We start from the raw sequence: 23,543 nt of genomic DNA on the forward strand, positions 1-23,543 counted from the left end.
GCGGGCTACAAAAATTTTAGCCAAGCTAAAAAGAAGTGGAGCCCGTTGAGAGTCGCTTTGGGTTCCGCTTCGCAACCTCCAGACTATAATCATGACCACTCATTCAGTTACTGACATATTTAATGGGTAGAGTGATGATAAATTCACTTCCTTTTCCTAAAACACTCTTAATTGAAATGGTTCCATGGTGTTCGTGAATAATACTGTAAGAAATAGATAAACCTAAACCGGTTCCTTTTCCAACTGGTTTCGTAGTATAAAAAGGTTCGAAAATCTTATTTATTGTTTCTTTAGTCATTCCTGTGCCTGTATCACGAATACTAATTAAAATGTGATCTTGTTCCTTAGTGGTTGTAATAGTAATTTCCCCGTGTTCAGGAATTGCATGTGCTGCGTTGGTGAGGATATTCATAAATACTTGATTGATTTTTCCTGGATAACATTCTATTTCAGGAATATCACCATAGTTTTTATTAATAATAATTCGATCGCGAAATTGATTGTGTAATAAAGTTAAGGTGGAGTCGATATTCTCGTGAATATTAGCATGTTTCAGCGCTCCCTCATCAAGCCGCGAAAAAGTGCGTAAATCCTTTACAATATTTGCGGTGCGTCTTGCCCCCTCTTCAATGCCATCAAGTAAATTATGGGTTTCTTGCAGGGTGCAAGCCAAATCGATAGCTTCGCTGTATTTTGAAATTTCGAGTAATTTATTTTTTATTGGTGTTTCAGGGGTAATTTCTTCGTATTTTTTTAATAGTTGCATAATATCATCAATGTCATTTTTTAATGGACCGATATTGGCCGATATAAAATTAACCGGATTGTTGATTTCATGAGCAATCCCTGCGGTTAATACTCCTAATGAAGACATTTTCTCTGCTTGAATTAATTGAGCCTCTGCCTGCTTTAAAGTTTCTAATGCTTTATTAAGTTGAATGTTCTTTTTATTCAGATCCCGCGTACGTTGTTCCACTCGGGATTCCAGTTTGATATTTGCTTGCAGTAATTCTTCTTGTGCTTTTTTTCGTTCGGTTATTACTGCGGACAAGATTAAGGTAGTAAAAAAAATGACGGCAACAAATGCCTGTAAAAATACCAAGCTGGTTGGAATACCGACAAATCTAAACTCTTGATAGCCATGGATCTCAAGCCAGAGCACAGAAATCGAAATTATAAAAGCCGTAATTAGTGCCAATCGAACACTAAAACGTACAGCAGACCATACACAAAAAGGAAGCAAAATATAAGCTAAAGGATAATGCAACATATAGATCATAACAATAGTACAGATTAATAAAGCGATTAAGATCGTATATTCAAGAAGTGACTTCCAGTTAAAGGTAAGTTTACTATGATACCAAGTCATAATAAGGGGAGTTATAACGATAATACCTACAACATCACCTAACCACCAAATAAACCAATTGGTAATAATTAGCTCGGGTTTAATTAAGTCAAATAAAACCAGCGAAATAACACCAAGAGTGCAACTGGTAAGAGACAACAAAAAATCTCCTCCAAAGGTAAAAATTAAAACATCTCTGACTGTATAGAAAGGTATTTTGGTATGAGTGTAATGTTGAATAAATCGAGCAGCCCATATTGCTTGTAGTCCCGCTCCAGCCCCTACCATTGTAGAGGCAATCCAATTTTGCCAAGACATCAGGTTACCTAGTGTTGCAGTTAGGATTACTTCAGAAATTATTATCCCCAAAAAAATATTATTCCCATACCATAGCACCATAGCCAATGCTGCACCGGATGGAAGCCAAAGTGGCGTCACTAATGTATTGGGAACAATCCAAATATTACTTACAATCCCAGAGATTGTGTAAAGTAAAACGATAACTATATTCTGGTACCAGAATTGCCACGTTTTTAAAGTGTCAAAGCTCATGTTTTCTTTCCAAGTACCCTATATAACTTGATTTTTTCTTCTTTACCTCGAATTACTTGGGGTTCTATCTCTTCAACCAGAATTTCATTAGCAATAGGTTTATATGTACTTTCACTAATTAATAAAGTATTGGGTGTATTTTTGGTTAGCTCTTCTATTCGTGATGCAGTATTTACCGTGTCGCCAATTACTGTATATTCCATATGTTCACTAGTACCTATATTGCCAGCAATTACCTCTCCGGTATTAATGCCAATTCCTATAGCGATTTCAAAGCCAATTGCGTCATAGTATTTTTCATTAAATTCATTCAATGCATCGATCATTGCTAATCCTGCAAATACAGCATTTAATTGATTATCGATGTGCGAAACTGGTGCACCGAATAAAGCCAAGATTCCATCGCCAATTAATTTATTAACGCTGCCATGGTGCTCTCGAATTTTTTGAGTCATTAACTCAAAATAAGCATTTAGTAGTTCCACAGATTTAACCGGGCCTAACTTATCTGATATGGAAGTAAATTGGCGCATGTCTGCAAACATCGCCGAAATAATACGGTATTCACCAATCAGAGATTCTTCTCCATGAGCATTTAAAATTTCATCGACTATATTTTTAGGCACGTATTTTTGAAACAACTCCATGATTCGTTTTTGATATAATACTTCTTGGTTCAGTTTTTCAATCAAAGACAAGCGCTCTTTTTCAAGATTTAACATCTTCAAACCTGTATCAATATTGATCTTTAAATCAACAGGATCCCATGGCTTGGTAATATAACGAAAAACTCGTCCCGTATTGATAGCCTTTATAATCGCCTCAACATCCGTAAATCCAGTTAAAATCATACGAATTGTATTGGGATATTCTGGAATAATGGATTCTAAAAATTGTACTCCCGTCATTTCAGGCATTCTTTGGTCAGTAATAACAATTTGAATATTATTATGGCGCATAATATCCATACCTTCGCGTCCTGAAGTAGCAGTAAACACATTGAAGTGACGGCGAAATGTTGCGACAAATGCGGTAAGATTATGCACTTCGTCATCAACATAAAGGATATTACATTGTTCTTTATCCATAAAAACTCTATAGAAGCAAATTGAAGCCCTATAGATATTTATAGTCTATTAGCTATCATTTTGGCTAATTTCAATGCTTGAAATAATAAGAAATTTTAACTTTCTTTTTTGTCATATATTTGCACACATTATTGAATTAATTGTTTATTTTAAGATAAAAATCCATCCAATTTTTAAATCGTTGCAAACGATCCATTTGAAAATCTGGTCTATCAAGAGTATGGTATTGTTCAGGATATATGATCAATTCTGTGGGTATATTTTGTGATCTTAAGGCTTGATATAATTGTTCCGAGCCAATACATGGCATATTAAAATCCAAACTAGCGCACATAAACAAAGTTGGTGTTTTAATTTTATTCGCCTGCAGTAATGGGTAACTCAATTTCATATAAATTTGAGCATTTAACCAGGGTTTTCCTAATTCAGACTCATAATCTAAAGTATATTGATCCACACCATAGTTGCCCAAGATGTTGCCGGTTCCAGCACCGCTAACAGCTGCCTTAAAACGTTGAGTGCTCGCAATAACATAATCAGTAAGCATGCCGCCATAGCTCCAGCCTCCCACAGCCAATTTATTGGGGTCGACAATACCTTTTTTAATTGCATAATCTACAGAAGCAAGAACATCTTTTACATCGAGATTCCCCCAGTCTGCGTTAATTGCATTGGAAAAATCAAACCCCTTTCCGGAACTTCCTCGTGGATTGGGGGCTATAATGGTATAACCCTGCGCAGCAAGCCACTGCCAATCAAAATTAAATTCATGACTGAATTGATAAACGGGCCCGCCATGTAAATTTAAAAGAGCGGGATATTGTGTTCCAGATTTGTAATTTGCAGGTTTGAGCAATAAACCTTCAATCAGTGTTCCATCAGCGCTTTTAAACTCAATATCTTCTACAGGACGAAATAGTACCTCATCTAAAAGTTTTTGATTATGATGGGTTAAGGGCCTCAAAGTATCTTCGACTGCAAAGAGTTCTGATGGATGTTGATCATCAGAAGAAACAACTACTATATGCTGTTGCGCTATTGAAAATTCGCTATCAACTTGCTCCCCTTTAGTTAATGCTTTGACATCACCGGTACGTACATCAATCTCGCTCAGATGGGTATTTCTACTTGTTTCAATCAGAGCATATATTTTTTTACCATCCTCAGACCATTCAGGCTTTGTAAACCAACGATCTAAAGAAACGACAATCCGTTCTTGATGATTGTCTAATCTAACAACTGCTAATTGCGTGGGTGCATAGATAGGTGACTTATTGTTAAAGCTTAAATAGGCTATTTGAGAATTATCAGGGCTCCATGAGGGAGAAGATTCCCAATCAGGATCCATGCCAGCTCCGGGGAAACCAGTTAATTGTATTGCCTTACTTCCAGATTTGTTGCTTATGACATACACATCTGAATTATAACTCCTATCCGGTTCTGCCCCTCTTTTAGAGATAAACGCTATATAATCTCCATTCGGTGACCAAGCTGGAGCCCATTCATCATAAGGGCCTGGTGTTAATAATTCAATGTGTTTACTTTGCAGTGCTATACGATAAAGATGCGTTCTTTTTTCGTAAAGATAACCCTGGATATCTTTTTTAAAAAGATATCTTGTAATGATAATGGGTTTATTTTTAGAAGCTTTGTCCTTGGTTTTACTGGCAATAAAAGCGATACTTTGGGAATCTGGGGCCCAAGTAAAATCACTAACTTCATACTGATTATTAGTCAATCTGATAGTTTTTCCATTTTGTCTATTTAATAATCTAAGACTGTCATCACTATCAGATAAAAAAGCTATCCATTGACCATTAGGGCTCCATTTAGGTAAATAATTACTGGCTTTCTTATCATTGGTGAGTTGTTTTGAGATCTTGCCATCGTAGGATACTATCCAGATATTTCGAATTGCGCTTGTTTTGCTAACATTTTCTTCTACTGTGTAGACTATCCATTTCCCATCTGACGACAAATCTGGCTCACCGACGGTCTTTATTCGCATATAATCACTTAAAAGTGGTAATCTTTGAGCACACCACCCTCTTTCACAAAAGATAAAAGGCAACAAGAATAGTACAAGCTGAAAGCAGACATGAACTTTTTTCAAAATAATTTCCTTTTAAATAAGCATCTCTTATTGTCAAATTAAAACATCAACCCAACTCGAGACGCACAAAGTATCATATCGTAGTTGTTTATATATTAGTTCAAAATTTCATATTTTTAGGGAATTGGACAAAAAAAAGCTAGAGTCTGTTGACATTTATGTACCTATTTTTAATACGGCCTTTACTGGATTAGGGCATAAAGCGGAACGTAGACTAATGAAGCAATTGTCAGCAGAGGCGAAAAATTTAACTCGCTAATTTAAAGTATTTGTAGATCGAGCACTCATTTATTTGTATTTTTTTTAGTCAGCAAATAAAATGGCGCATATAAATTAAGAATCTATTCTTTACAATTATCACTTCTGATGAAAAATCACTTTTTTTACTTTATGGCATTAAATTCAACAAAAGATTTTTATTGACCAAATAGGACAATATGTGAGATAACAACGACAACATAAAAAGAACAATGATGAAAATTATGGATCATTGTTGATGAATTCACATCAGTTATATGACAGGACCTTTCTTACAAATATCCAAATGAGGCTAATACTAAGGGAGTTATTTATGAGAGCATATAGAGAATTAAGCCGCCTTCCTAATCCACTTCATTTATCGAAAATAAAGGATGTTCATTATTACAACAAACCAGGTTATCTATTAGGTGTTTTATCTGGAAATAGTTGGCGTTATAAAAGCATGGGAAAAACAATAGAACATGTTACAAATCCCAGGTTATATGATGAGTTAAAGTCACATGCGTCTGAAAATTTAAGATTATGGGCAAAGGAAAAAGTAGAGCCACCTCATAAGGTTGAAGTGGTTTGCCAAGACTTTGGAGATGTCGCTCTTGAAGTAACTAGAAAGTATGGAAAAATATATCCTGTTCTCAATATGGCCAATTCTTTATTTCCAGGGGGGGCAGCTCTAGAAGGAGGAGATGCTCAGGAAGAAAATATGTGGCATCGTTCATCTTGTGTCCGCTCATTACTCTCCAAGGGCATTTATTACGATGAAACGCGAAAATGTTTTCTTTATGATGAACAAACCAGAAAACTGTTAAGTGCGCAAGAAAAAATGAGCCCAGAGGAACTGGAATCATTAAGCATACGACGAGGAATACAAGTACCTGAAGCCTATAAAATTTTTATGAATGATGAGCCTCAAATTTGCTTCCGTGGACCTGAAATTTTGATTCCAACAAGTTCTGAAGAACTCACATCAAGAAAACAATTTATAGCGGACAGTACATTGAGTTATATCTTCCTTCCTAAAAACAGAATATTTCCTTTCTATGAATTCAGATCAGCTGCTCCTGAGCTTGTTGATAGAAAAATTGACTTTAAGGATGAAAATACTGTAAGAGAATATGTTAAAGACCTAAGTCGTCGTATCGGCGCCCAACTTGATACCTTAATTCTGAAAGGAAAGACTGAAGCAATCATGGGAGCCTGGGGATGTGGAAGTTTTAAGAATAATCCAGAGATAATTGCCAGTATATATCGTGAGGAAATTGAAAAAAGGGCACAGCACTTTCAACATATTGTATTCCCAATAATAAATATTGAGAATGGACCTAACTTTCAGGTGTTTCAAAAATATCTAGATGGCGTACAGCTTGGAAATTTAGCAGGCAAATCAAGTTCCAAAACACCAATAGAGCCTAATCCGTATGGCATGTATGCTCAAGGAAATAAGAAAGTACAACTAAAAGAGGAACCTACGAATCCATGGACTTGTACTATCTTATAATCAAATAAAACCAATGCAGTATTGATTCATAGAAAACTATAGCAATAATTCTTACTCGATAGCACAGCTTTTGAAAATTTCGACAATGAGATTTATATAGGCTCTTCTTAATGAAGAGCCTTTTAAAGTTAGTGTACAAGAATATAACGACCATTTTGTAACATATAACGATGGCCATTGTAATAAACATATTGTGGTTTTGCCTTGTGATAAGAAACTTTATGTTCGGTTACAACGCCAACGCCTGTATCAACAACCTTACCAACCCCATTACCTACAGCAGCACCAGTATCGGCTATAAAACCCACCCCGGTACCTACCACATTAGCACCATATTTTACTCCGGCACCTACAGTTGAATTGCTGTATTGGCTGGCCTGATCCATTGTATTGCAACCAACCAAACTTAAAGACATGAGCAATGCTGAAGATGTAACGATTACTTTCATTATTTTCTCCTTGAACCCATAACAATGACTTCTATATGTATATATAGTTTATAAATTAATCATTTGTTAGTGTTTCTTTGAGAAATAAATTATTTGAACCATTGATAAAAATTAAGAATTTAACTCATAACAATCAGAAATTAACTTAAGTTTTTTAAACAAAATAAAGTTGGATTATGCATATCAGAATTGAAATTTTGCGTCTTCATTTAAATTTAATGACATTGGGAAAATGGAATATTTATTGTAGGTAATGCCTTAAATCCAAATCGATTTATAAACCATTCAATTTAATGCATTACCTGTATTCATGTAATTTAGCTTATTAGAAATCATCTTGATAAGAATCAGGAAGATTTTCTTGAAAGTTTTTAAAATTTTCTTCCGCTTCATTCTTCTTTTCAATATTAAAACAATCCTTTCGCTCTGCAGGATCTTGTATGCTGTCACAATTATTATTATTTGGATTTACTGAATTAACTGCAAATGCATTCAACGAGCATAATGCCATAATAAAAACTAATTTTTTCATAATTGACTCATAAATTCATTTTCTTGATAGAGTAATCATACCTAATTCAAACAATAAAATATATGCACAGCGTATATAAAGTGGCGATTCAAGTGGTATACCCATACAACTCTCCTCTGTAGCTGCATTTCGAAAAATCTTTTAGATTTTTCATTAAGTATTACTCTGGTAATTATGAACTTAACATTTATAGTTTTGATTTATTTTCAATACTTACTAAGGAGAAACTGCGGTGGCAAGGGAAAACAAAAATTACTCCAGAACATACGGAACATTCTATCCAATGTATCATTATAGTTTAGTTGTAATCTATTTCATATTTATCAGAGCAGGCAACAGCATGCTCTGATAAAACTTGGATTCATCAGAACATAGCTGAGTTAAACGCCAAATCCAGCCCCTGTCGATAGCCTTTTAATTGTTCCTGTTGAGACTCATCAACCATAAATTGCTCAGCCGCTGTAATTGCTGCATAGGGTAACGGTTTAATTACCGCGGTATAAAAGGCATTGTGATTAACATTACCAAATAAACTTCTATCTTGTGGTAGATTTTCCATTTTTTGACTTATTTGCTGCATTTGAAGTTCTAATGATTCTATTTGTGCCATTGCTGCTGCTGCAAAATGATAGACACCATACAATCCACCCAAGACAAGTGGCAAACTAATAATCAGAGGTGCAATAGTAAAAACCAATACTAACCCTGTAGTAACTGCCAATAAAGATAATGCCGCATTACAACTATTATCAGTAATGGATAATAATTGCTGGTTAAAGGCTGAAATTTCCTTAATGAATCCAGTTAAATTTTCCTTATTTTTGGCAAAGTTAATATCATCATAAATTTTATTATTATGACTTTGCTTTCCGTGTATTGACGCAAGATGACTGAGCATTTGATCAATAATATAGATTAGGTCAGAAACCTTCCCCTTACGTATATAGGCCATAACAAGATTATGCAGTGATTTAGACCAGTGAGGCTGTAAATTAATAAATTCTTGAGCATAAATATTTAATTGTTTCGTAAACTCAGCGGGTATTTCCCCAATGTTTAGCGCTTTCTTTCCCCCGAAAAAAGTCCCTGAATATTGAGGTAATCCATCAGCAAATGACTTATTTCTTGCTGTCAGAGTATTTAGCAAACTGACATACATATAAAATTTTCCAAAATGGTCGGTATCTTGATTTTCAATGTGTTGACATAAAACTGCTAATTGACTTGATGGCATTTTTTTCTCACCGCAAAAAAAAGGCGATAATATAATAATGTTTATTATTAGTCACTCATTTTGCGATTTAAAAGTCCTCATAGTCCATTTACAGTCCTTAAACCCAGCTCTCGCACTAATACAGCGCTACATTTGCTTCGCTTTTATTATGCCAATCTGAGTATTGGTTACTTATTATCTTTAACTGGTTATTGGGCATAATCAACATTCTAAGTTAGAATAAAACTTTAAACACTATTCATGAAATGAAAAAAACTTTAAAGCGGGTAATAGGTTTATACTGCTGCATTTCTTTAAAACTATATGCAGTTAGTTTTCCTCAAAAATCGATTAGTTACTCTACCGGGATCGGCGCACCAATAACTACCGCAACCGCTGATACCCTGGATAAAGGTGAAATAGGTATCAGTCAAAGACTAGAATATTACCCCAGTATCCCTCTTTCTGATACCACCCTTTTGCAGCATCCTTTAACCGAAAGCCAACAGTCTAACTTTGCGAATTATATTCTGGCATTTTATGGACTTGAAAAAAATATAACCATTGGCGCCAGCCTACCTTATGTGCTTAACTCCTCTATCTCTGCTGTTAATTTCAATGAAGAAACAAATATTGGAAACATTATTGATTTAGGAAGTTCTTCTGGAATAGGTGATACCAACTTCTTCTCTATGTGGCGATTGTTGGATGAGGATAAGTATCCCACCTCACTGGCTATACTTTCTGGAATTAATGCCCCAACGGGTAAAACCACAGCAAGAGATAACTATGGAATACTATTTTCCGCATCGGATCAACCAGGGAGTGGTGCCTGGACTCCATTTGCAGGAATTATTGTTTCCAAAAAATTTAACAACTTTTCTTTAAGTACAAATTTAATTTACACTCAAAGTACCGAGGGTACACAGCAGACAACCATAGGCTCACTATTTGATTATAATTTTGCGACTGTTATAGAGCTTTATAAAAGTGAACAGGATAAATTACACATTGATGGAATTATAGAGCTTAATGGCGAATACGCCGCAAAAGATCATATCGCAGGGCTAACAGATCCAAACAGTGGTGGAAATAGTATTTTTATATTACCGGGCTTAAGAGTAAATATACATAAGGATGTTTCCTTTTATTTGGGTGCTAATATCCCATTAATACAACACTACTTCGGAACGCAAGTAAACAGTGCATATGGGCTCACTGGCGGTATCGATCTCAGTATCTAAAGCTTTTGAGGCCGTTCAAATTCAGACAAAGCATCAGAAAACATTGGTTTAGGTATTTTTAGATTCGGCTGCGTATGAGAGAAGCTATTTTGAGACAGAGAGCCCCTGATAACCTTCCTTGGTGCGGGAAATATGCTATAAATTAAGATTATATACAAGGAGGATAATATTTATCGTTCGTATCCTGTGTTTCTTCTTTTTTGGGAGCTTTATCAAGATAATGTTGTTTCACTTGTTTTGAAAAGAAGCCTATCTCAGCTTTTGCTGCTTTTTCATTCCAAGTTTCGTTCAGAACCTCCGACTCTTTTTTCTCGCATTGGTGTCGAACACGGTATAGCTCATCTGGATCCGAAACAGGATCCACATCAGCTAGTGCTTCCAATGAGTCTCTTTCTATCTGATCTAGTTTTATCTTTCTTACCTCACCACAAATACTTATGACCGCTTCAGGATGATGTTGGAAACCGATGGTGTAATATTTCCCTGTCTTTTTTTCAACACTTTCAACTAATCCATCAAATTTATTACGTCCTGTAACTCGAAGACTGTTATTATCTTGATTCTCCTCTACATGTTGATGATGAAGACAAGTAACATTATATTCTATATTACTCTTATCTTTATGTTTGAGTTTAGAATGTAACGCATTATACAATTGGCTTCCTTCTGCAACGACTACTTTATTATTAAAGGTAGCATCTTGGGTTTCTTTATAAACGGTATCAAAATGCTCATAATGAAGTTCATGCTGCTCAGCATCTTCGGGTATGTCAGTTACTTTATAACCATGATAATGTCCAACTGTTTGTTGTCCACGACATATACCTAAAAGAGGGATATCTCGACTCTCGGCTAATTTTGTAAGTTCTCCTTCAAATTTCTTACGCGGATCACTATCATCATGTACTGGAACATTGGGCCCCCCTGGTAAATAGATACCATCTATCCTACCGTTAAAAGCGGGATGACCTAATCCTTCCTGGGGTGTAACTGGAATAACATCAAATCCTTTACCTTTTAGATAATCAATCAAAAGGTCGCAATAGATTGTACCTCCCTCGCTATCATAAAGTATGATAATTTTTGGCTTTTCTTCCGAATGCTTTAATTGTTCTTTTTCATCCTTATTTAAAGTGTATTCGAATTTTGGCTTCTCTTTGTTTGTATTTTTTGTGGAGCCAAGATTGGATAAATATTCTGTAAATTTCTGAAACATAATAGCGTACCTTAATTCATAATTTAGACAACAAATCATATTTGCTCGCCTAATATACAGATTGTACTCCTTGAATATTAAGTAACTATTATTAGCGCATATTATTTTTATTAAATATTTATAAATTCGGTATTTGCTCATTTTGTGCAGTACTCCCAACAAGATGGATGCCCTCCTTGATGCACTGGAACAATTTATATGGGAAGAATCTACGAGACTATGCAATGAGTGCAGATTACTTCAATACGGATTGGTATTATTTGAACAGCATCAATTTGAAAATTTTTTTCGTAAAATTTACCAGGAAAGGTCTCTTACGTTTTTGTAGCTTCAGTAAACCATTGCTTTGAGTTTGCCTCGATCGCGTCTTCCCCTCGCGCAAGACATTTAAGTGGCGTGATGATGCCTTTCGAGGAAAGAGGATTGGGAAAAAGAAATATCATGAATAGTTATAGATGATGTGCTGTGGAGTTGCCTGCTACAGTTCGCTCTTTGCCTTCCTTGGCTTATAAGAGGAATATGGTAGTAATGAGATTTAGATCCAGAGAGTATGATATACACTTGAATCTCCATCACCAGGTTGTTTTTCTTTTTGCTTCGACTCTTGTTCAAGAAAGTGTTTTTTAACTTGCTTAGTAAAAAAACGCATCTCTGCCTTGGCAGCTCTTTCATCTATTGATTCTGAACGAGCGTTCCTTAGTTTTTGAGCAAATGTAATTTCTGTTTCTAAAGCTATCTCGGGATCAAAATAATTCGCTGTATATCGGCCTTCTTCAGCTTCTTTTTCCGCCTGGATAATTTTTTCTTCTCTTGCACTCTCAAAAGAATGTATAAGTACTTCTGGATGATGTTGCACACCAAATGAATAATATTTCCCCGTTTTTATTTCAATGCTTTCGATTGTATTATCAAATTTATTACGACCTGTTATTTGTACATCACTATGACTTGAATTATCCAGTATATGTTGATGATGAAGGCAGGTAACCGAATACACCATAGGCCCATCCTTATCCTTAAATTCACTCTGTAATACGGCATACAATTGACTTCCTTTTTCAACAACAACTGTATTATTTACATCTGGATTACTCGCGTTATTCTCACCAGCATAATGCGTCTCATAATCTGACAAATCCTTTACCTCCAAACTATTATGATGCCCAATAGCTTGCTCACCGCGACATATCCCCATAAGAGGAATATCCTGAGTGCGTGCCAGTCGTGTCAGTTGGCCTTCAAACTTCGTACGCGGATCATTATCATCGTCAACAGGGATATCTGAACCACCAGGCAAATAAATACCGTCAATAGAATTACTTGTAAATGTAGGATGATTTAATCCTTCATCTGGAGAAACCCTGATTACGTCTAATCCATCATTTTCAAAATGCTGAATTGCCAGGTCAGCATTCTTTGAACCATTATTTTCATCATAAAGGGCAACAATTTTTGGTTTAACTTCTGAATTCCTTAGCTGTTTCTTTTCATCAGCATTTAATTCATATAGGAAATTCGATTGTTCTTCATTATTGGTTTCAGAACGGGTTTCTGAAAATAAAGCACTAAATGGTGACCAACTTCGTGAAAACATAATACACCCTCTCCATGAAATACAATTATTTTTGCAGGATAGATATTAACACACATAGGTAATACCCACATGAGGCCAGGCATTGAATTTTAAATTTAAAAACTAGTATGATGATTTTTTAACTATTTTACTTGCGTTCTTTTGAGGATCATTTTTTTTCAACATCTCAGTAATAAAATCATCAGAAATTGGATGGCAGTGAATCGAAGGAAAATCAATGAAAAAACATCCATGGTTTAATATCCTCTATTCGATTAGGCACCCGATTGCTATTTTTTGTACAATAGTTGGTTTTTTTATCATTCAGCACGTTGCATTACTGTTATATATCAAACCCTATCAACCACTTGATATCTTAAAACTAAGTCAGATGTTATGGCATTCAAACAGTTTATTTTTACAAATGATTTTGATATTTAATATATTTATTAAACCACTGTTCATTTATTTCTTTGTGATTTTTTTATTTTATTGCTTTAAAAATAAGAATCTATAAAATTTCTTATTCTTTTGTTCTTTAAAATCAAAAGGCGTTATTTGAGATAACTTCGAATCATGGGGAAGTAACAACCGCTCAAGACAGTTGCTCCCTTTCACTACCATTTTTTAGCTCGGTAATTTACGGAAGCTTACTGCGATACGATTCCAGCTATTGATAGTAATAATTGCCATTGTAAGATCAATGATCTCCTTTTCACCGAAACATGTTAAAACTTCATTATAAATATCATCAGGAAACTCTCCAATTCTATAATTTATAGCATATCCAATCCCGTGAAGTGCGCGCCTCATGCACAGAAGATAAATAAATACCTACATCTAGACTATTCATAATTATCATCATTTCAAGAAAAACTAAGATTAGGTTCCTCACTTATTCTTGCTATAAAGCACATAAAAAAATAAAGTAGTACTCTATTCTTGTTCAGGGAAAATTACATGAATTTACTTAATCGCTATTCAAGCAAAAAAACAAAACGTTTATCTCTATTTTTTATTCTGTTCTTTTCTAAAAGCCTATTTGCCAACGACACTGCCTTGGGAGGAAATGGATCGTTACCTATCCCTGTTTCGCAGCCTGATATTAAGATGGTTAAAGAAGTTATAATAATAACAGGTAAGAAATTAAATACTTCAGAATGGGATGGCTCCTGGCACTACAGCTGTGATTTTCAATTTAAAAATACTTTAAACAAAAAAATCGAAGTAGCTATGGGCTTCCCTTTTCCAGTAAATAATGGAATGAGTGCAATTGCCCTTCCCCAAGGCCAAAAAACCAGTGAAGGAAAAGCGCTGGTTTATAACTTCCAAGTTCGAGTTGATAATACGTCTGTTGCTTCCCATAAAGAGAAAATCGCCCCTAATGAGGATAAAGGCTTATACTATAATGATGCTTATGTATGGGACACTACGTTCCCGGCGTTAGCAACCGTTTCCATTCATCATGATTATGAAACGGGTGCAACTTATGATGTGATGGGTTTTCACTGGGTTTCGTATGTACTCAAAACCGGGGCACTATGGCATGATAATACCATTGGCCACACCCAATTAGAGGTCATTCCCAACACCCCCACACGTTTATGTTCCGAGGTAGATCCCAAATCAGAATATCTTAGGCCTAAACCTGCTGGCATAAAGATTATGGGTAATGGCAAAGACAGAAAATATGTATGGAATTTGTCTCATTTTCAACCTAAAGTTGATTTGCAACTTTGTTTATATACCCCGAAAAGTTATGTTCGCCACACTATGATTTATCCCGTGTTAAATTCAGATAATCCCATTAACTCTTTATCAAAATTAAGTGCCAAAGAATTACAGATTCTCCGTAATACGGTTTATGCCCAATACGGCCGGCGATTCAACTCCCCCGACTTGCAAAACTACTTCAAAAAGCAATGGTGGTATGAACCTAATCCTGATTATTCAGATAACATGTTAACTAAAGAAGATAAAAAATTATTATCATTAATTAATCAATTGAATAAACAATAAACTGAACATCAGAGCGTAATGTATGGGGTTGAGACATGAGGAGATAATCCTATAGATACCTTAGCCCCAAACTTAATACCCGCAATATTCATTACCTTTTTTTACCATATCGCTCTTCTCCATCTTCCTCGGAGCGTCCATGTTTTTTAGATTGATTTGAAATAGGCTCTTTTATACCGCTCTTATTTTGAAAAAATTCCATCCAACCTGTATAAGTACCAGGTTTTTGTGGGGATGATATTTTCAGCAGTACACTTGGTCCCCACATTAAAGATATATAGCGCTCATCAGAGAGCATTGCTAATTCATCGACTGTAAATGGAGTGTTACCGCCCACCTCTCCATAACTTTCAGCCATTATAGAAAAATACTCCATACAACGTTCATATATTCTTTCATTCGAAATATCAACCTCTGAATAATGAGGCAATTTTTCTGCCTTTGCCATCTTTACTTTGGAGCGTAAAACCATTTCATATGCAGCTTTGTAATGACTGTCCAGCATATACGTTTGAAGATGAGGTAATCCAAGCTCCTTACCAAAACATAGTAACAGGGAATTGAAAACAAAAGGTGAGCGACAACTAAAACTAAATTGCTTTGAATCTAATGGCGCATTGGAAGAATGTTGAGAATCCTCTACAGAGTCTAACCCCATTTCCCAAAGACTTTGACCATTGTTTGCTTTAACTGAAACCAGAATATGTAACAATTGAACAAAATTAAGCTTCTGTTCTGATTTAATATTTAAATCAATATCGCCCTTTTCTACCGCGTGGGCAAATGCTTCAAGCAATAGTCGATGAGTATAAGAACCATGTAAAAGAACACGATTGACTTGCTTATTTTCATTAAAAAGTTGACCGCTTGAAACAATGCGATCCGCTATCATGCTACTAACAAAACCAATAAACTTAACGATAAATCCATTTTTATTTACATCACGCAAACCCTCGCGTTCTAATAATAACGTATCCAGCATCCTTCCCTTTTTCAAAGGTTGATAGTCAGGTGGAGGAGCTCCAGGTATGTAGTTTCCTCTTCCTGCAATTAAATAAGTAGGAAGTGAATTTTGTTGTGAGGGTACAATTTGATTTTCTTCCATTGATTTTCCCAGCACCTCATCTAAATCTTTAAGGTGATGTGCAACGTTTAACGGATCATAAGCAAAACTTATTAGTTGATTAGCAATGTTTGCTATTTCATCAGGAGTTAAATCATTTAATAAAAATTCGGGGATTTTTAAATCATCGGCTTTGACAAGAGGAGGAGGTGCCTTTGATGCTTGAATCGTGATCTGCTCATTATCGACCGTGAAATTTGGCTCTAGCGCACATTTATCAAAAAAATCCGCGCTCTTATACGTAGGATCTTGAGTTAATTTCTTTACCTGCCTGGTAACAGTAACACCAGTTGATTGGGTTATCGGCAAATCATTCTCATCGCGACTAAGCATTTATTACCTCAATAATTAATTGCGAGTTACACCATTAATTATAGGAGATGATTTAAGAAAATGATTTTAAAATACTACGGTTGATCTCGTAAAAACCAACCAGAAGCTAAAGAGCATTGCCCTATACCCAGCTATAAAACTTTGTTGCTTAAATCAGAAGGTTCACCCAAAGCGTAAAGCTCAGGTAAACTCCTAGTTTTCATGAGGCCATGACTACTGAGTTGCTCAGTTTCTATAGAACAAATCTCTCCTGGTTTATGGCCATGAGTATATCTATTGGATAGATATTTGGGAGCTGTTTTTTTCTGATCTACTTTTTTTTCACCCATTGATTCTTTGGGTTTTTGGGGTGTCTCCAGTAAACGATTAATGTCATCAAGAACCATATCTGAGCCATGAACTAGATCTTGTTGTTCTTTATAAATATTGTACTGCAACTTATGAATAGAGGCTCTATGCTCCCCAAAAATCATATAGCCTTGTTTTCTGGTTTCATAATGATAATAAGCAAGGGCTCCGGCCAGTATTAATCCTACACCTAAAGCAACACCGATGCCGATTGGACCAGCAGAAATGATAAGGGCAGCCAAGCTGGTACCAAGAATTTCGGCGCCCACTGCCAAGCCCAGCCCCATAATACCCAAGGCTCCTGAGTATGTGCATAAAAAACTACCAGCAGAACTTAATGCAACAAGTATTTTATCATTCCTCGTTACATAATCAGCCGCATTTTTTTCATCGCCTTTAACAAGTGTAGGTTTTTGTATGGTCTTGGTTAATTCTTCCTTCATCAACGCCAGTTCTTTTTTTTCTTCAGAAGTTAACGACTGTTGAGAGGCAAGTTTTGCTATTCTTTTTCTAATTCCCTGCAGAAAAGCCAGTTCCGCTTGTAATTCTTCCAATTCACGAATAGCATTTCTTTCTGATTGATTTTTCTTATAATTAGCATACATGATCATGCTAAATCCTATAATGGAAATAATGGCAAACGCAATATTCAAGCCCGAAGCCACCGCAGCACTGGCTCCAGCCAATAATCCGGTATAGGCAAACGATTCAGTTAATTCTGCTAGAGATGCAGAAGGGCAAAACGTTTCTAACAATGCAGCCCAAAGACTTTTACTCTGCAAACTGCCTATGTGTTTTTGCCGCCGGATCAAAGCTTGATCAATATGGCTTTTTGCATAGCCAGGTGCAGATTCAAGTAGCAGAAGTTTTTTATAAATCAGGTCATCTTTTAAATTGGCCGCAATAACAAGCGGTATTTCACCTTTATTATTTGGCACATTAAGCAGGGTTATTGCTTCACGCTGAGAAGCCTTAAGTGTTGCTACTTTAACGCTACGATCTTTATCGATCCATTTTTCTTTTCTTTTTCTGTCTTTTGCTGCTGGTGAAATTCCAAGCATTTCATTGACTATATTAAAATAGCCTTGTTGTACTGCAAGGTGTAATGCACTGTTCCCTTCCCTGTTTTTCAGAGAAATATCCGCACCGTGCGCAAGTAAGTGTTTTACGAAATACAAAGAACCGTTCTCCACCGCAATATGGAGTAGCGTATTGCCTTGCTCATCAACCTCGTTGAGACGTTCCTTGCTATATGATCCAATATTTTGCTTAAAAACTTCCTTGTTGTTGTTCAAAAGAACTTTTTTCATCGACTCAATCATGTTGATTTTCCAGATTAAAAAATGAATGAGTCATTATAACAAGAAAAAGTTAAGTAAAGATTATAGGCATCCAATATGACTTAATTAGATGTATGTACATAATATTGGACTTTATAAATCATCGGCTTTGATTTGGAAGAAAAGAAGAATCCTCCTTCTAAACATACCAATTCCTGTTCTGTTAGTTAATGCAAGTTCAACAGAAGGAGTAGACAGCAATTCATTATGCATTTATAAAAATTAGCTTTAAAAGATGCATAGACTTCAGGTAGTGGAGCCCAATGGTCAAGCTTCCTTAGAATACTCAAAAGAAATTTTTTCCAAAATTTCCTCAATGGGTAAGCCCATAACATTGTAATAGGAACCTTTTATTTCTTTAACAAATGTATCACGTACTGTCTGAATGCCATACCCCCCAGCTTTATCGAAAGGATCTCCTGAATCAATATAATTTAGAATTTGCTGCTCTGTAAGTTTGTGAAAAGTAATATGCGTTGTTACATAGTTAATGCACCACTTTTGTTCTGGTAAAAAAATCAGAGTATAACCAGTATAGACTTCATGGGATTTGCCACTAAGCATACGTAACATTCTATACGCGTCTTCATAATCTCGGGGTTTTTCTAAAATATGATTTTGATAAGCCACTGTAGTGTCTGCCGCCAAAATGAAATCCGCAGTATCTACTGCTGACTGTACCAAAATAGTGTGAGCTTTTTCTTGAGCCAACCGAGTTACATAGTCCTTAGCCCCTTCATCTTGTTGTAAAATTTCTTCAATATCAGCAGGCATGGCCACGGCATTCAACCCGTGCTCTTGCAATATTTGTAACCGTCTTGGGGATGCACTGGCTAGAATGACTTTTAATTGATGGTTTAATTTCATAAAAATAATCGCTTGATGTTTATAATACGATAGATAAATTCTACAACTTTTTTAAAAAGAAACTAAAAACAGGATAATTTACTGAAATTACTATAAATTTGCGCGCACATAATACCAATCATTTTAAGCATTTGTTTTATATATTCCCAAAACCAGTACAATCCAGCCAAGGATAAAGCATGTGCCGCCAATTGGAGTGACAATTCCAATAACTTTTACGTTCAACACACTCATTAAGTATAAGCTTCCTGAAAAGAGCAAAATTCCCATAACAAACAACCATCCTGAAATTCGGATGAACCGGTTATTAATATGCAAAAGAATCCCCCCAACGAATAATAAAGCTAAACTATGAGTAAATTGATAAAAAACTCCTGTTTGAAAAATATGCATCTGATATTCGCTTAATTGTGTCTTTAAACCATGAGCAGCAAAGGCACCTAAAATTGTAGCAACCATTGCTGATAAAGCACCGATCGCAATAAAATGCTTGAACATTGTTTCAGAAATAGAAGACATCGTTCACATCCTGCTAACCGTCACAAATGAATAAAAAGCGACTATTTTGAATATTATTTTGGACATCTTATTTCTCCTTTCCTAAAATTACAATGATATGAATCGTTTTAAGCCTCGATAAGGACAATAATCATGTGTCGATTCGTAGCTTACATAGGAAAAGAGGATATTTTATTAGCTAATCTATTAGTTAAACCTAACAATTCGCTTATAAAGCAAAGCCTCTTGGCTCGTGAATCACGTACTCTTACCAATGGAGATGGATTTGGCTTGGGATGGTATACTCCTTTTGATAAGACACCGGCTTTATTCACTTCACTTTTTCCTGCGTGGAATGATCGCAATTTTTCCTATATAGCAAAAAAAACCAGGGCTCAGCTTTTTTTTGCTCATATACGCGCAGCAAGTACTGGGGGTATTTCTCATTTTAATTGCCATCCTTTTATATATAAAAACTGGCTATTTATGCATAACGGATTTATTCCTTTCTTCAAAAAAATTAAACGCCAAATTAGTAATTTATTAGATGATGATATTTATAGCTGGATTAAAGGAAGTACCGACTCAGAATTGATTTTTGCTTTATTTTTGCAATTAGCAAAAAATTTAAAAATAAAAAACTCTCATGATATACACAACATTTTACTAAAAACATTACAAATAATTAATGAGTTAGTAAAACAATATCATAAAAAAGCAGTAAGCTACTTTAATATTTGCATCACTGATGGGAAACGTATCGTCGCTTTTCGTTATTGTACTTCTGCACGAACCAAACCTGAAACAATGTATTTCTCATTAAGTGAGAGTCTTGCAAAAAGCGCAACAAAAGAAACGGTTTACAATTATGTAATTATTGCTTCTGAAAAATTGTCAACTAATGGATTTAAATGGCAAATTATACCAGTGAACCATTGCTTCATGGTTGAGTCGAATTTAAGTATTTCATTACAAAAACTTTAGTCTAAATACTTAAGGACCAAGCAATGCATATTAAAAAAATTGGAAATTATAAAATTGATTGCGAATTATTTAAAAAAAATTTAGTTGCTGAAACGCAACTTTTAAAAGAATGGTTTGCAAAAGACTATTTTAAATCTGAATCCATCAATGGAGGTGCTGAAATTGAGTTTCTTATTTTAGATAAGGAGTATCAATTATCACCTCATAATCATTTTTTTACGAAAAAACTTAAAGAATTGGTAAGAGAAGCAGGAACTGCTCAATTAGAAATTAATACTCCTGTTTTTCCTTTAAAAGATAATTTTTTATCCTTTCTACATCAAAGTATTTTATCTCTATGGAATAAATGTTGTGAAATGGCCTGTAACTCCCAACATCATTTGGCGCTCATCGGCTCTATACCTCAAGCAGATCCAGCTCTTTTTAGTCATTTATATATTACACCCCAAAAAATTTATCTTTTAATGAATGAGTTTGTAGCTAAATATCGAAAAGGAGAACCTTTGTCCATTCATATAAATGGGGAAAAAGAAAATCTTCTTTTATATCCAGAATCTTTAGCTATAGAAGGATTAATATGTTCTTTGCAACTTCATATAGAAGTTCCTCAACATCAATTAACTCATTATTTTAATATAATTCAAATATTATCAGCCCCTTTATTGGCTCTTAGTAGTAATTCACCTTACTTTTGTGGGAAACACTTATGGAGCGAAACAAGAATCAGCATTTTTGAACAACTTTATACTTTTCCATTTCCATTGCAAAAAACCGTTTTTCTTGAACCTAATTATTTGCAAGACACTTTGTTTTCCATTTTTAAAAATAACCTAAGTAATTTTCCTTATCTCTTGCCGCTTGCTGCGTATAAAGAACCTATTAATCAAATGTTTCATGTGAGATGTCAAAATAGTTGTATTTTCCGTTGGAACAGACCCATTTTGGACTTTAATCGACAGAATGAGCCCTATTTAAGAATAGAACACCGTGTATTATCTTCTGGCCCAACTGTAGTGGATATGATAGCAAATGCCGCATTTTTTTATGGTATAACTAATTATTATGCTAATAACCTGCCCTCCTTAACCTCTTTAATTTCTCATGAATCTATCTTAAAAAATTTTTATGAATCAGCTCGTTACGGATTAGAAGCGAGACTGAATTGGAATTCTGGCAAGATTAAGGCGAGTACCCTTTTAAAAAACTTATTACCTCTGGCTTTTAAAGGGCTTGAAGATTTGGGAGTTGACATCCTGGAGGCGCATTTTTATTTGGATATAATTAAAACCAGGCTTGAGAGAAATCAAAATGGAAGTATATGGCAAGATAAATTTCTTGCGAAACACAAAAATGATTTTAATGGCCTGCTTGAGCAGTATATTAAAAATCAATACTCAGAAACTCCAGTTGCTGAGTGGGGTTTAAATTAATAGGCTCGGGCAGCAAGTGTATTTTGGTTGCAAACAACCAGATACAGTTGCCGGGTTTGCTATTTGTATTCATAATCAATAACTACAGCAGATTCCAAACCATTTTCTAACATAGGAACTAATACCTCTGTAGCGATTCTTTTATGCTCCGGATGCTCTAAATAAAGATCTCTTCCATTTAAATCATCAAATTTCATGACAAATGCATGAGTAAATCCTTTATTTAATTGCTCGGGGCTACAATTTTTTCCAAATGTGAAGTCTTTAATAGATGGAATTATTTCTTGTAAATTACCTAACTGATTTAGCGCAGAAGAAATATTCGACTCTGTTAAATTTGCTTTAAATTGTAATACAACAATATGATTAATCATTAAATTACTCCTTTTCATCTACATTTAGATTTTATCAATAGTACCTGAATAACGCTCCAATTACAGCCACTATTTTCTATTCGAAGCCCAAAAAATATATTATGTAGCATATTATAGTATTTTGATTTAAATCACTATACAATTCGTTTTTTGGGAGAACTATATGGGTATTGTAAAAATTTCTAATGAACTACATGAAGCGACAAAGCTGATGGCTAGAGCAATGAGCCGCTCAATAAACTCACAAGCTGAATACTGGATTAGAATAGGAAAATTGGCAGAAGAAAATCCTTCTATTACTTATCCTGAAATTCTCAAAATTCTAATAAATCAAGCATCATTAGGTGAAATACACGATGTTAGTGAAGACGCATGAAGAAATAGCAAAAATGCGGGTTGCAGGAAATCTGGCCGCATCAGTACTTCAAATGATAGAACCTTATGTTATACCCGGTGTAAGTACCAGTGGACTGGAACAAATATGTCGGAACTATATTATTGAAGATTTGCAAGCAATACCATCAACTTTAAATCATCATGGATTTCCAGCGTGCATTTGCACCTCTATTAATCATGTTGTATGTCATGGAATACCTTCTGATAAAATAATTAAGAACGGTGACATCCTTAATATTGATGTTACTGTGCAAAAAGACGGTTATATCGGTGACACAAGTAAAATGTTTCTCATCGGCGATGTAAAACCTTTTGCTAAAAAATTAGTAGCCGTTACGCAAGAGTGTCTTTATAAAGCCATTGCCATAGTGCGTCCTGGGGTTCGACTCGGAGATATAGGAAGCATAATCCAAGAGCATGCCGAGAAAAATCGATATTCTGTTGTTCGTGAATTTGGAGGGCATGGTATTGGCAGAACAATGTGGGAAGAACCTAATGTCATGCATTTTGGTAAGCCCAATACAGGATTACAATTACAAGCAGGAATGACTTTTACTATTGAACCAATGATTAATTTGGGTACTAGAGAGGTCAAAATATTAGGAGATGGATGGACTGTTGTCACCAAAGATCATAAATTATCCGCACAATGGGAACATACAATTTTAGTAACTGAGGATGGATTTGAAATTCTTACCTTGAGAGCAGATGAGCATTTTTCTCAACATATCAATTAATATAGAGTTA

At 35.1% G+C, this 23,543-nt stretch carries 21 protein-coding genes; 8 read left to right on the plus strand and 13 right to left on the minus strand.

The features are described 5' to 3' along the window. Positions 1–103 precede the first annotated feature (103 nt). The 3 genes from DGG96_RS06880 to DGG96_RS06890 form a co-directional block, all read right to left on the minus strand. Positions 104–1,900 (minus strand): MASE1 domain-containing protein, encoded by a 1,797-nt coding sequence (locus tag DGG96_RS06880; RefSeq protein WP_110141409.1) that lies wholly within the window; start codon positions 1,898–1,900, stop codon positions 104–106. Continuing rightward, the gene (locus DGG96_RS06885; RefSeq protein ID WP_110141408.1) at positions 1,897–2,988 is read right to left on the minus strand and encodes an adenylate/guanylate cyclase domain-containing protein; all 1,092 of its coding nucleotides are present in this window, start codon (positions 2,986–2,988) and stop codon (positions 1,897–1,899) included. The genes DGG96_RS06880 and DGG96_RS06885 overlap by 4 nt, the downstream gene beginning before the upstream one ends. 136 nt (positions 2,989–3,124) lie before the next feature. Then, complete coding sequence (locus tag DGG96_RS06890) at positions 3,125–4,996, minus strand: S9 family peptidase (RefSeq protein ID WP_199739182.1); 1,872 nt, start codon at positions 4,994–4,996, stop codon at positions 3,125–3,127. A gap of 676 nt (positions 4,997–5,672) precedes the next feature. On the opposite strand from DGG96_RS06890, the gene DGG96_RS06895 reads away from it, so the two are divergent. Then, complete coding sequence (locus DGG96_RS06895; RefSeq protein WP_110141406.1) at positions 5,673–6,857, plus strand: poly(ADP-ribose) glycohydrolase domain-containing protein; 1,185 nt, start codon at positions 5,673–5,675, stop codon at positions 6,855–6,857. A 128-nt stretch (positions 6,858–6,985) separates the two neighbouring features. Here the strand turns inward: DGG96_RS06895 and DGG96_RS06900 are convergent, their stop codons facing one another. From DGG96_RS06900 to DGG96_RS06910, 3 genes are all read right to left on the minus strand, one after another. After that, positions 6,986–7,306 (minus strand): hypothetical protein, encoded by a 321-nt coding sequence (locus DGG96_RS06900; RefSeq protein ID WP_110141405.1) that lies wholly within the window; start codon positions 7,304–7,306, stop codon positions 6,986–6,988. Between the two features lie 325 nt (positions 7,307–7,631). Further along, entirely contained in the window at positions 7,632–7,817 is a 186-nt protein-coding gene (locus DGG96_RS06905) for a hypothetical protein (RefSeq protein ID WP_240610425.1), read from the minus strand. 385 nt (positions 7,818–8,202) lie between these two features. Then, positions 8,203–9,072: a hypothetical protein gene (locus tag DGG96_RS06910; RefSeq protein ID WP_110141403.1), complete on the minus strand. Its 870-nt coding sequence runs from the start codon at positions 9,070–9,072 to the stop codon at positions 8,203–8,205. A gap of 245 nt (positions 9,073–9,317) precedes the next feature. Between DGG96_RS06910 and DGG96_RS06915 the strand changes: the two genes are divergently transcribed. Then, positions 9,318–10,295, plus strand: a complete 978-nt coding sequence (locus DGG96_RS06915; protein WP_110141402.1) for a transporter — start codon at positions 9,318–9,320, stop codon at positions 10,293–10,295. Between the two features lie 148 nt (positions 10,296–10,443). Here the strand turns inward: DGG96_RS06915 and DGG96_RS06920 are convergent, their stop codons facing one another. Both DGG96_RS06920 and DGG96_RS06925 read right to left on the minus strand, forming a co-directional pair. Beyond that, the gene (locus tag DGG96_RS06920) at positions 10,444–11,511 is read right to left on the minus strand and encodes a gamma-glutamyl-gamma-aminobutyrate hydrolase family protein (protein WP_110141401.1); all 1,068 of its coding nucleotides are present in this window, start codon (positions 11,509–11,511) and stop codon (positions 10,444–10,446) included. Positions 11,512–12,046: 535 nt separating this feature from the next. After that, a complete protein-coding gene (locus tag DGG96_RS06925) occupies positions 12,047–13,105 on the minus strand; it encodes a gamma-glutamyl-gamma-aminobutyrate hydrolase family protein (protein WP_110141400.1) in 1,059 nt (352 codons plus the stop codon). A gap of 217 nt (positions 13,106–13,322) precedes the next feature. On the opposite strand from DGG96_RS06925, the gene DGG96_RS06930 reads away from it, so the two are divergent. Both DGG96_RS06930 and DGG96_RS06940 read left to right on the plus strand, forming a co-directional pair. Beyond that, on the plus strand, positions 13,323–13,601 hold the full coding sequence (locus tag DGG96_RS06930) for a hypothetical protein (RefSeq protein WP_110141399.1): 279 nt from the start codon (positions 13,323–13,325) through the stop codon (positions 13,599–13,601). A 443-nt stretch (positions 13,602–14,044) separates the two neighbouring features. Then, positions 14,045–15,103, plus strand: coding sequence for a YARHG domain-containing protein (locus tag DGG96_RS06940; RefSeq protein WP_110141397.1), 1,059 nt, complete (start codon positions 14,045–14,047; stop codon positions 15,101–15,103). Positions 15,104–15,194: 91 nt separating this feature from the next. Here DGG96_RS06940 and DGG96_RS06945 read toward each other — a convergent pair whose 3' ends face one another. From DGG96_RS06945 to DGG96_RS06960, 4 genes are all read right to left on the minus strand, one after another. Beyond that, complete coding sequence (locus DGG96_RS06945; RefSeq protein WP_110141396.1) at positions 15,195–16,559, minus strand: hypothetical protein; 1,365 nt, start codon at positions 16,557–16,559, stop codon at positions 15,195–15,197. A gap of 131 nt (positions 16,560–16,690) precedes the next feature. Beyond that, positions 16,691–18,229, minus strand: a complete 1,539-nt coding sequence (locus tag DGG96_RS06950) for an ankyrin repeat domain-containing protein (protein ID WP_110141395.1) — start codon at positions 18,227–18,229, stop codon at positions 16,691–16,693. 285 nt (positions 18,230–18,514) lie between these two features. Further along, on the minus strand, positions 18,515–19,114 hold the full coding sequence (locus DGG96_RS06955; protein WP_110141394.1) for a Maf family protein: 600 nt from the start codon (positions 19,112–19,114) through the stop codon (positions 18,515–18,517). 123 nt (positions 19,115–19,237) lie between these two features. After that, positions 19,238–19,633, minus strand: a complete 396-nt coding sequence (locus DGG96_RS06960) for a DUF423 domain-containing protein (protein ID WP_233590488.1) — start codon at positions 19,631–19,633, stop codon at positions 19,238–19,240. Positions 19,634–19,765: 132 nt separating this feature from the next. Between DGG96_RS06960 and DGG96_RS06965 the strand changes: the two genes are divergently transcribed. Together DGG96_RS06965 and DGG96_RS06970 are read left to right on the plus strand one after the other, a co-directional pair. Further along, positions 19,766–20,596 carry a class II glutamine amidotransferase gene (locus DGG96_RS06965; protein ID WP_110141393.1) on the plus strand — a complete coding sequence of 277 codons (831 nt, stop codon included), beginning with the start codon at positions 19,766–19,768 and terminating at the stop codon, positions 20,594–20,596. Positions 20,597–20,619: 23 nt separating this feature from the next. Beyond that, positions 20,620–22,026: a glutamate-cysteine ligase family protein gene (locus tag DGG96_RS06970; RefSeq protein WP_110141392.1), complete on the plus strand. Its 1,407-nt coding sequence runs from the start codon at positions 20,620–20,622 to the stop codon at positions 22,024–22,026. Between the two features lie 59 nt (positions 22,027–22,085). Here DGG96_RS06970 and DGG96_RS06975 read toward each other — a convergent pair whose 3' ends face one another. Then, positions 22,086–22,400, minus strand: coding sequence for a Dabb family protein (locus DGG96_RS06975; protein ID WP_158618860.1), 315 nt, complete (start codon positions 22,398–22,400; stop codon positions 22,086–22,088). 163 nt (positions 22,401–22,563) lie between these two features. Between DGG96_RS06975 and DGG96_RS06980 the strand changes: the two genes are divergently transcribed. Beyond that, positions 22,564–22,776: a ParD-like family protein gene (locus DGG96_RS06980; RefSeq protein ID WP_058468834.1), complete on the plus strand. Its 213-nt coding sequence runs from the start codon at positions 22,564–22,566 to the stop codon at positions 22,774–22,776. Next, entirely contained in the window at positions 22,757–23,533 is a 777-nt protein-coding gene (gene map / locus DGG96_RS06985) for a type I methionyl aminopeptidase (protein ID WP_165831565.1), read from the plus strand. Before DGG96_RS06980 ends, map begins: the two co-directional genes overlap by 20 nt. Positions 23,534–23,543: the final 10 nt, after the last annotated feature.

It is taken from the genome of Legionella qingyii, from assembly GCF_003184185.1.

Coding starts and splice junctions, on each gene's coding strand:
- DGG96_RS06925 (WP_110141400.1), bottom strand. CDS start 13,105: ATGTTTTCACGAAGTTGGTCACCATTTAGTGCTTTATTTTCAGAAACC.
- DGG96_RS06970 (WP_110141392.1), top strand. CDS start 20,620: ATGCATATTAAAAAAATTGGAAATTATAAAATTGATTGCGAATTATTT.
- DGG96_RS06885 (WP_110141408.1), bottom strand. CDS start 2,988: ATGGATAAAGAACAATGTAATATCCTTTATGTTGATGACGAAGTGCAT.
- DGG96_RS06930 (WP_110141399.1), top strand. CDS start 13,323: ATGAAAAAACATCCATGGTTTAATATCCTCTATTCGATTAGGCACCCG.
- DGG96_RS06945 (WP_110141396.1), bottom strand. CDS start 16,559: ATGCTTAGTCGCGATGAGAATGATTTGCCGATAACCCAATCAACTGGT.
- DGG96_RS06910 (WP_110141403.1), bottom strand. CDS start 9,072: ATGCCATCAAGTCAATTAGCAGTTTTATGTCAACACATTGAAAATCAA.
- DGG96_RS06980 (WP_058468834.1), top strand. CDS start 22,564: ATGGGTATTGTAAAAATTTCTAATGAACTACATGAAGCGACAAAGCTG.
- map (WP_165831565.1), top strand. CDS start 22,757: ATGTTAGTGAAGACGCATGAAGAAATAGCAAAAATGCGGGTTGCAGGA.
- DGG96_RS06900 (WP_110141405.1), bottom strand. CDS start 7,306: ATGAAAGTAATCGTTACATCTTCAGCATTGCTCATGTCTTTAAGTTTG.
- DGG96_RS06975 (WP_158618860.1), bottom strand. CDS start 22,400: ATGATTAATCATATTGTTGTATTACAATTTAAAGCAAATTTAACAGAG.
- DGG96_RS06920 (WP_110141401.1), bottom strand. CDS start 11,511: ATGTTTCAGAAATTTACAGAATATTTATCCAATCTTGGCTCCACAAAA.
- DGG96_RS06890 (WP_199739182.1), bottom strand. CDS start 4,996: ATGCGAATAAAGACCGTCGGTGAGCCAGATTTGTCGTCAGATGGGAAA.
- DGG96_RS06880 (WP_110141409.1), bottom strand. CDS start 1,900: ATGAGCTTTGACACTTTAAAAACGTGGCAATTCTGGTACCAGAATATA.
- DGG96_RS06940 (WP_110141397.1), top strand. CDS start 14,045: ATGAATTTACTTAATCGCTATTCAAGCAAAAAAACAAAACGTTTATCT.
- DGG96_RS06895 (WP_110141406.1), top strand. CDS start 5,673: ATGAGAGCATATAGAGAATTAAGCCGCCTTCCTAATCCACTTCATTTA.
- DGG96_RS06950 (WP_110141395.1), bottom strand. CDS start 18,229: ATGATTGAGTCGATGAAAAAAGTTCTTTTGAACAACAACAAGGAAGTT.
- DGG96_RS06905 (WP_240610425.1), bottom strand. CDS start 7,817: ATGGCATTATGCTCGTTGAATGCATTTGCAGTTAATTCAGTAAATCCA.
- DGG96_RS06965 (WP_110141393.1), top strand. CDS start 19,766: ATGTGTCGATTCGTAGCTTACATAGGAAAAGAGGATATTTTATTAGCT.
- DGG96_RS06915 (WP_110141402.1), top strand. CDS start 9,318: ATGAAAAAAACTTTAAAGCGGGTAATAGGTTTATACTGCTGCATTTCT.
- DGG96_RS06955 (WP_110141394.1), bottom strand. CDS start 19,114: ATGAAATTAAACCATCAATTAAAAGTCATTCTAGCCAGTGCATCCCCA.
- DGG96_RS06960 (WP_233590488.1), bottom strand. CDS start 19,633: ATGTCTTCTATTTCTGAAACAATGTTCAAGCATTTTATTGCGATCGGT.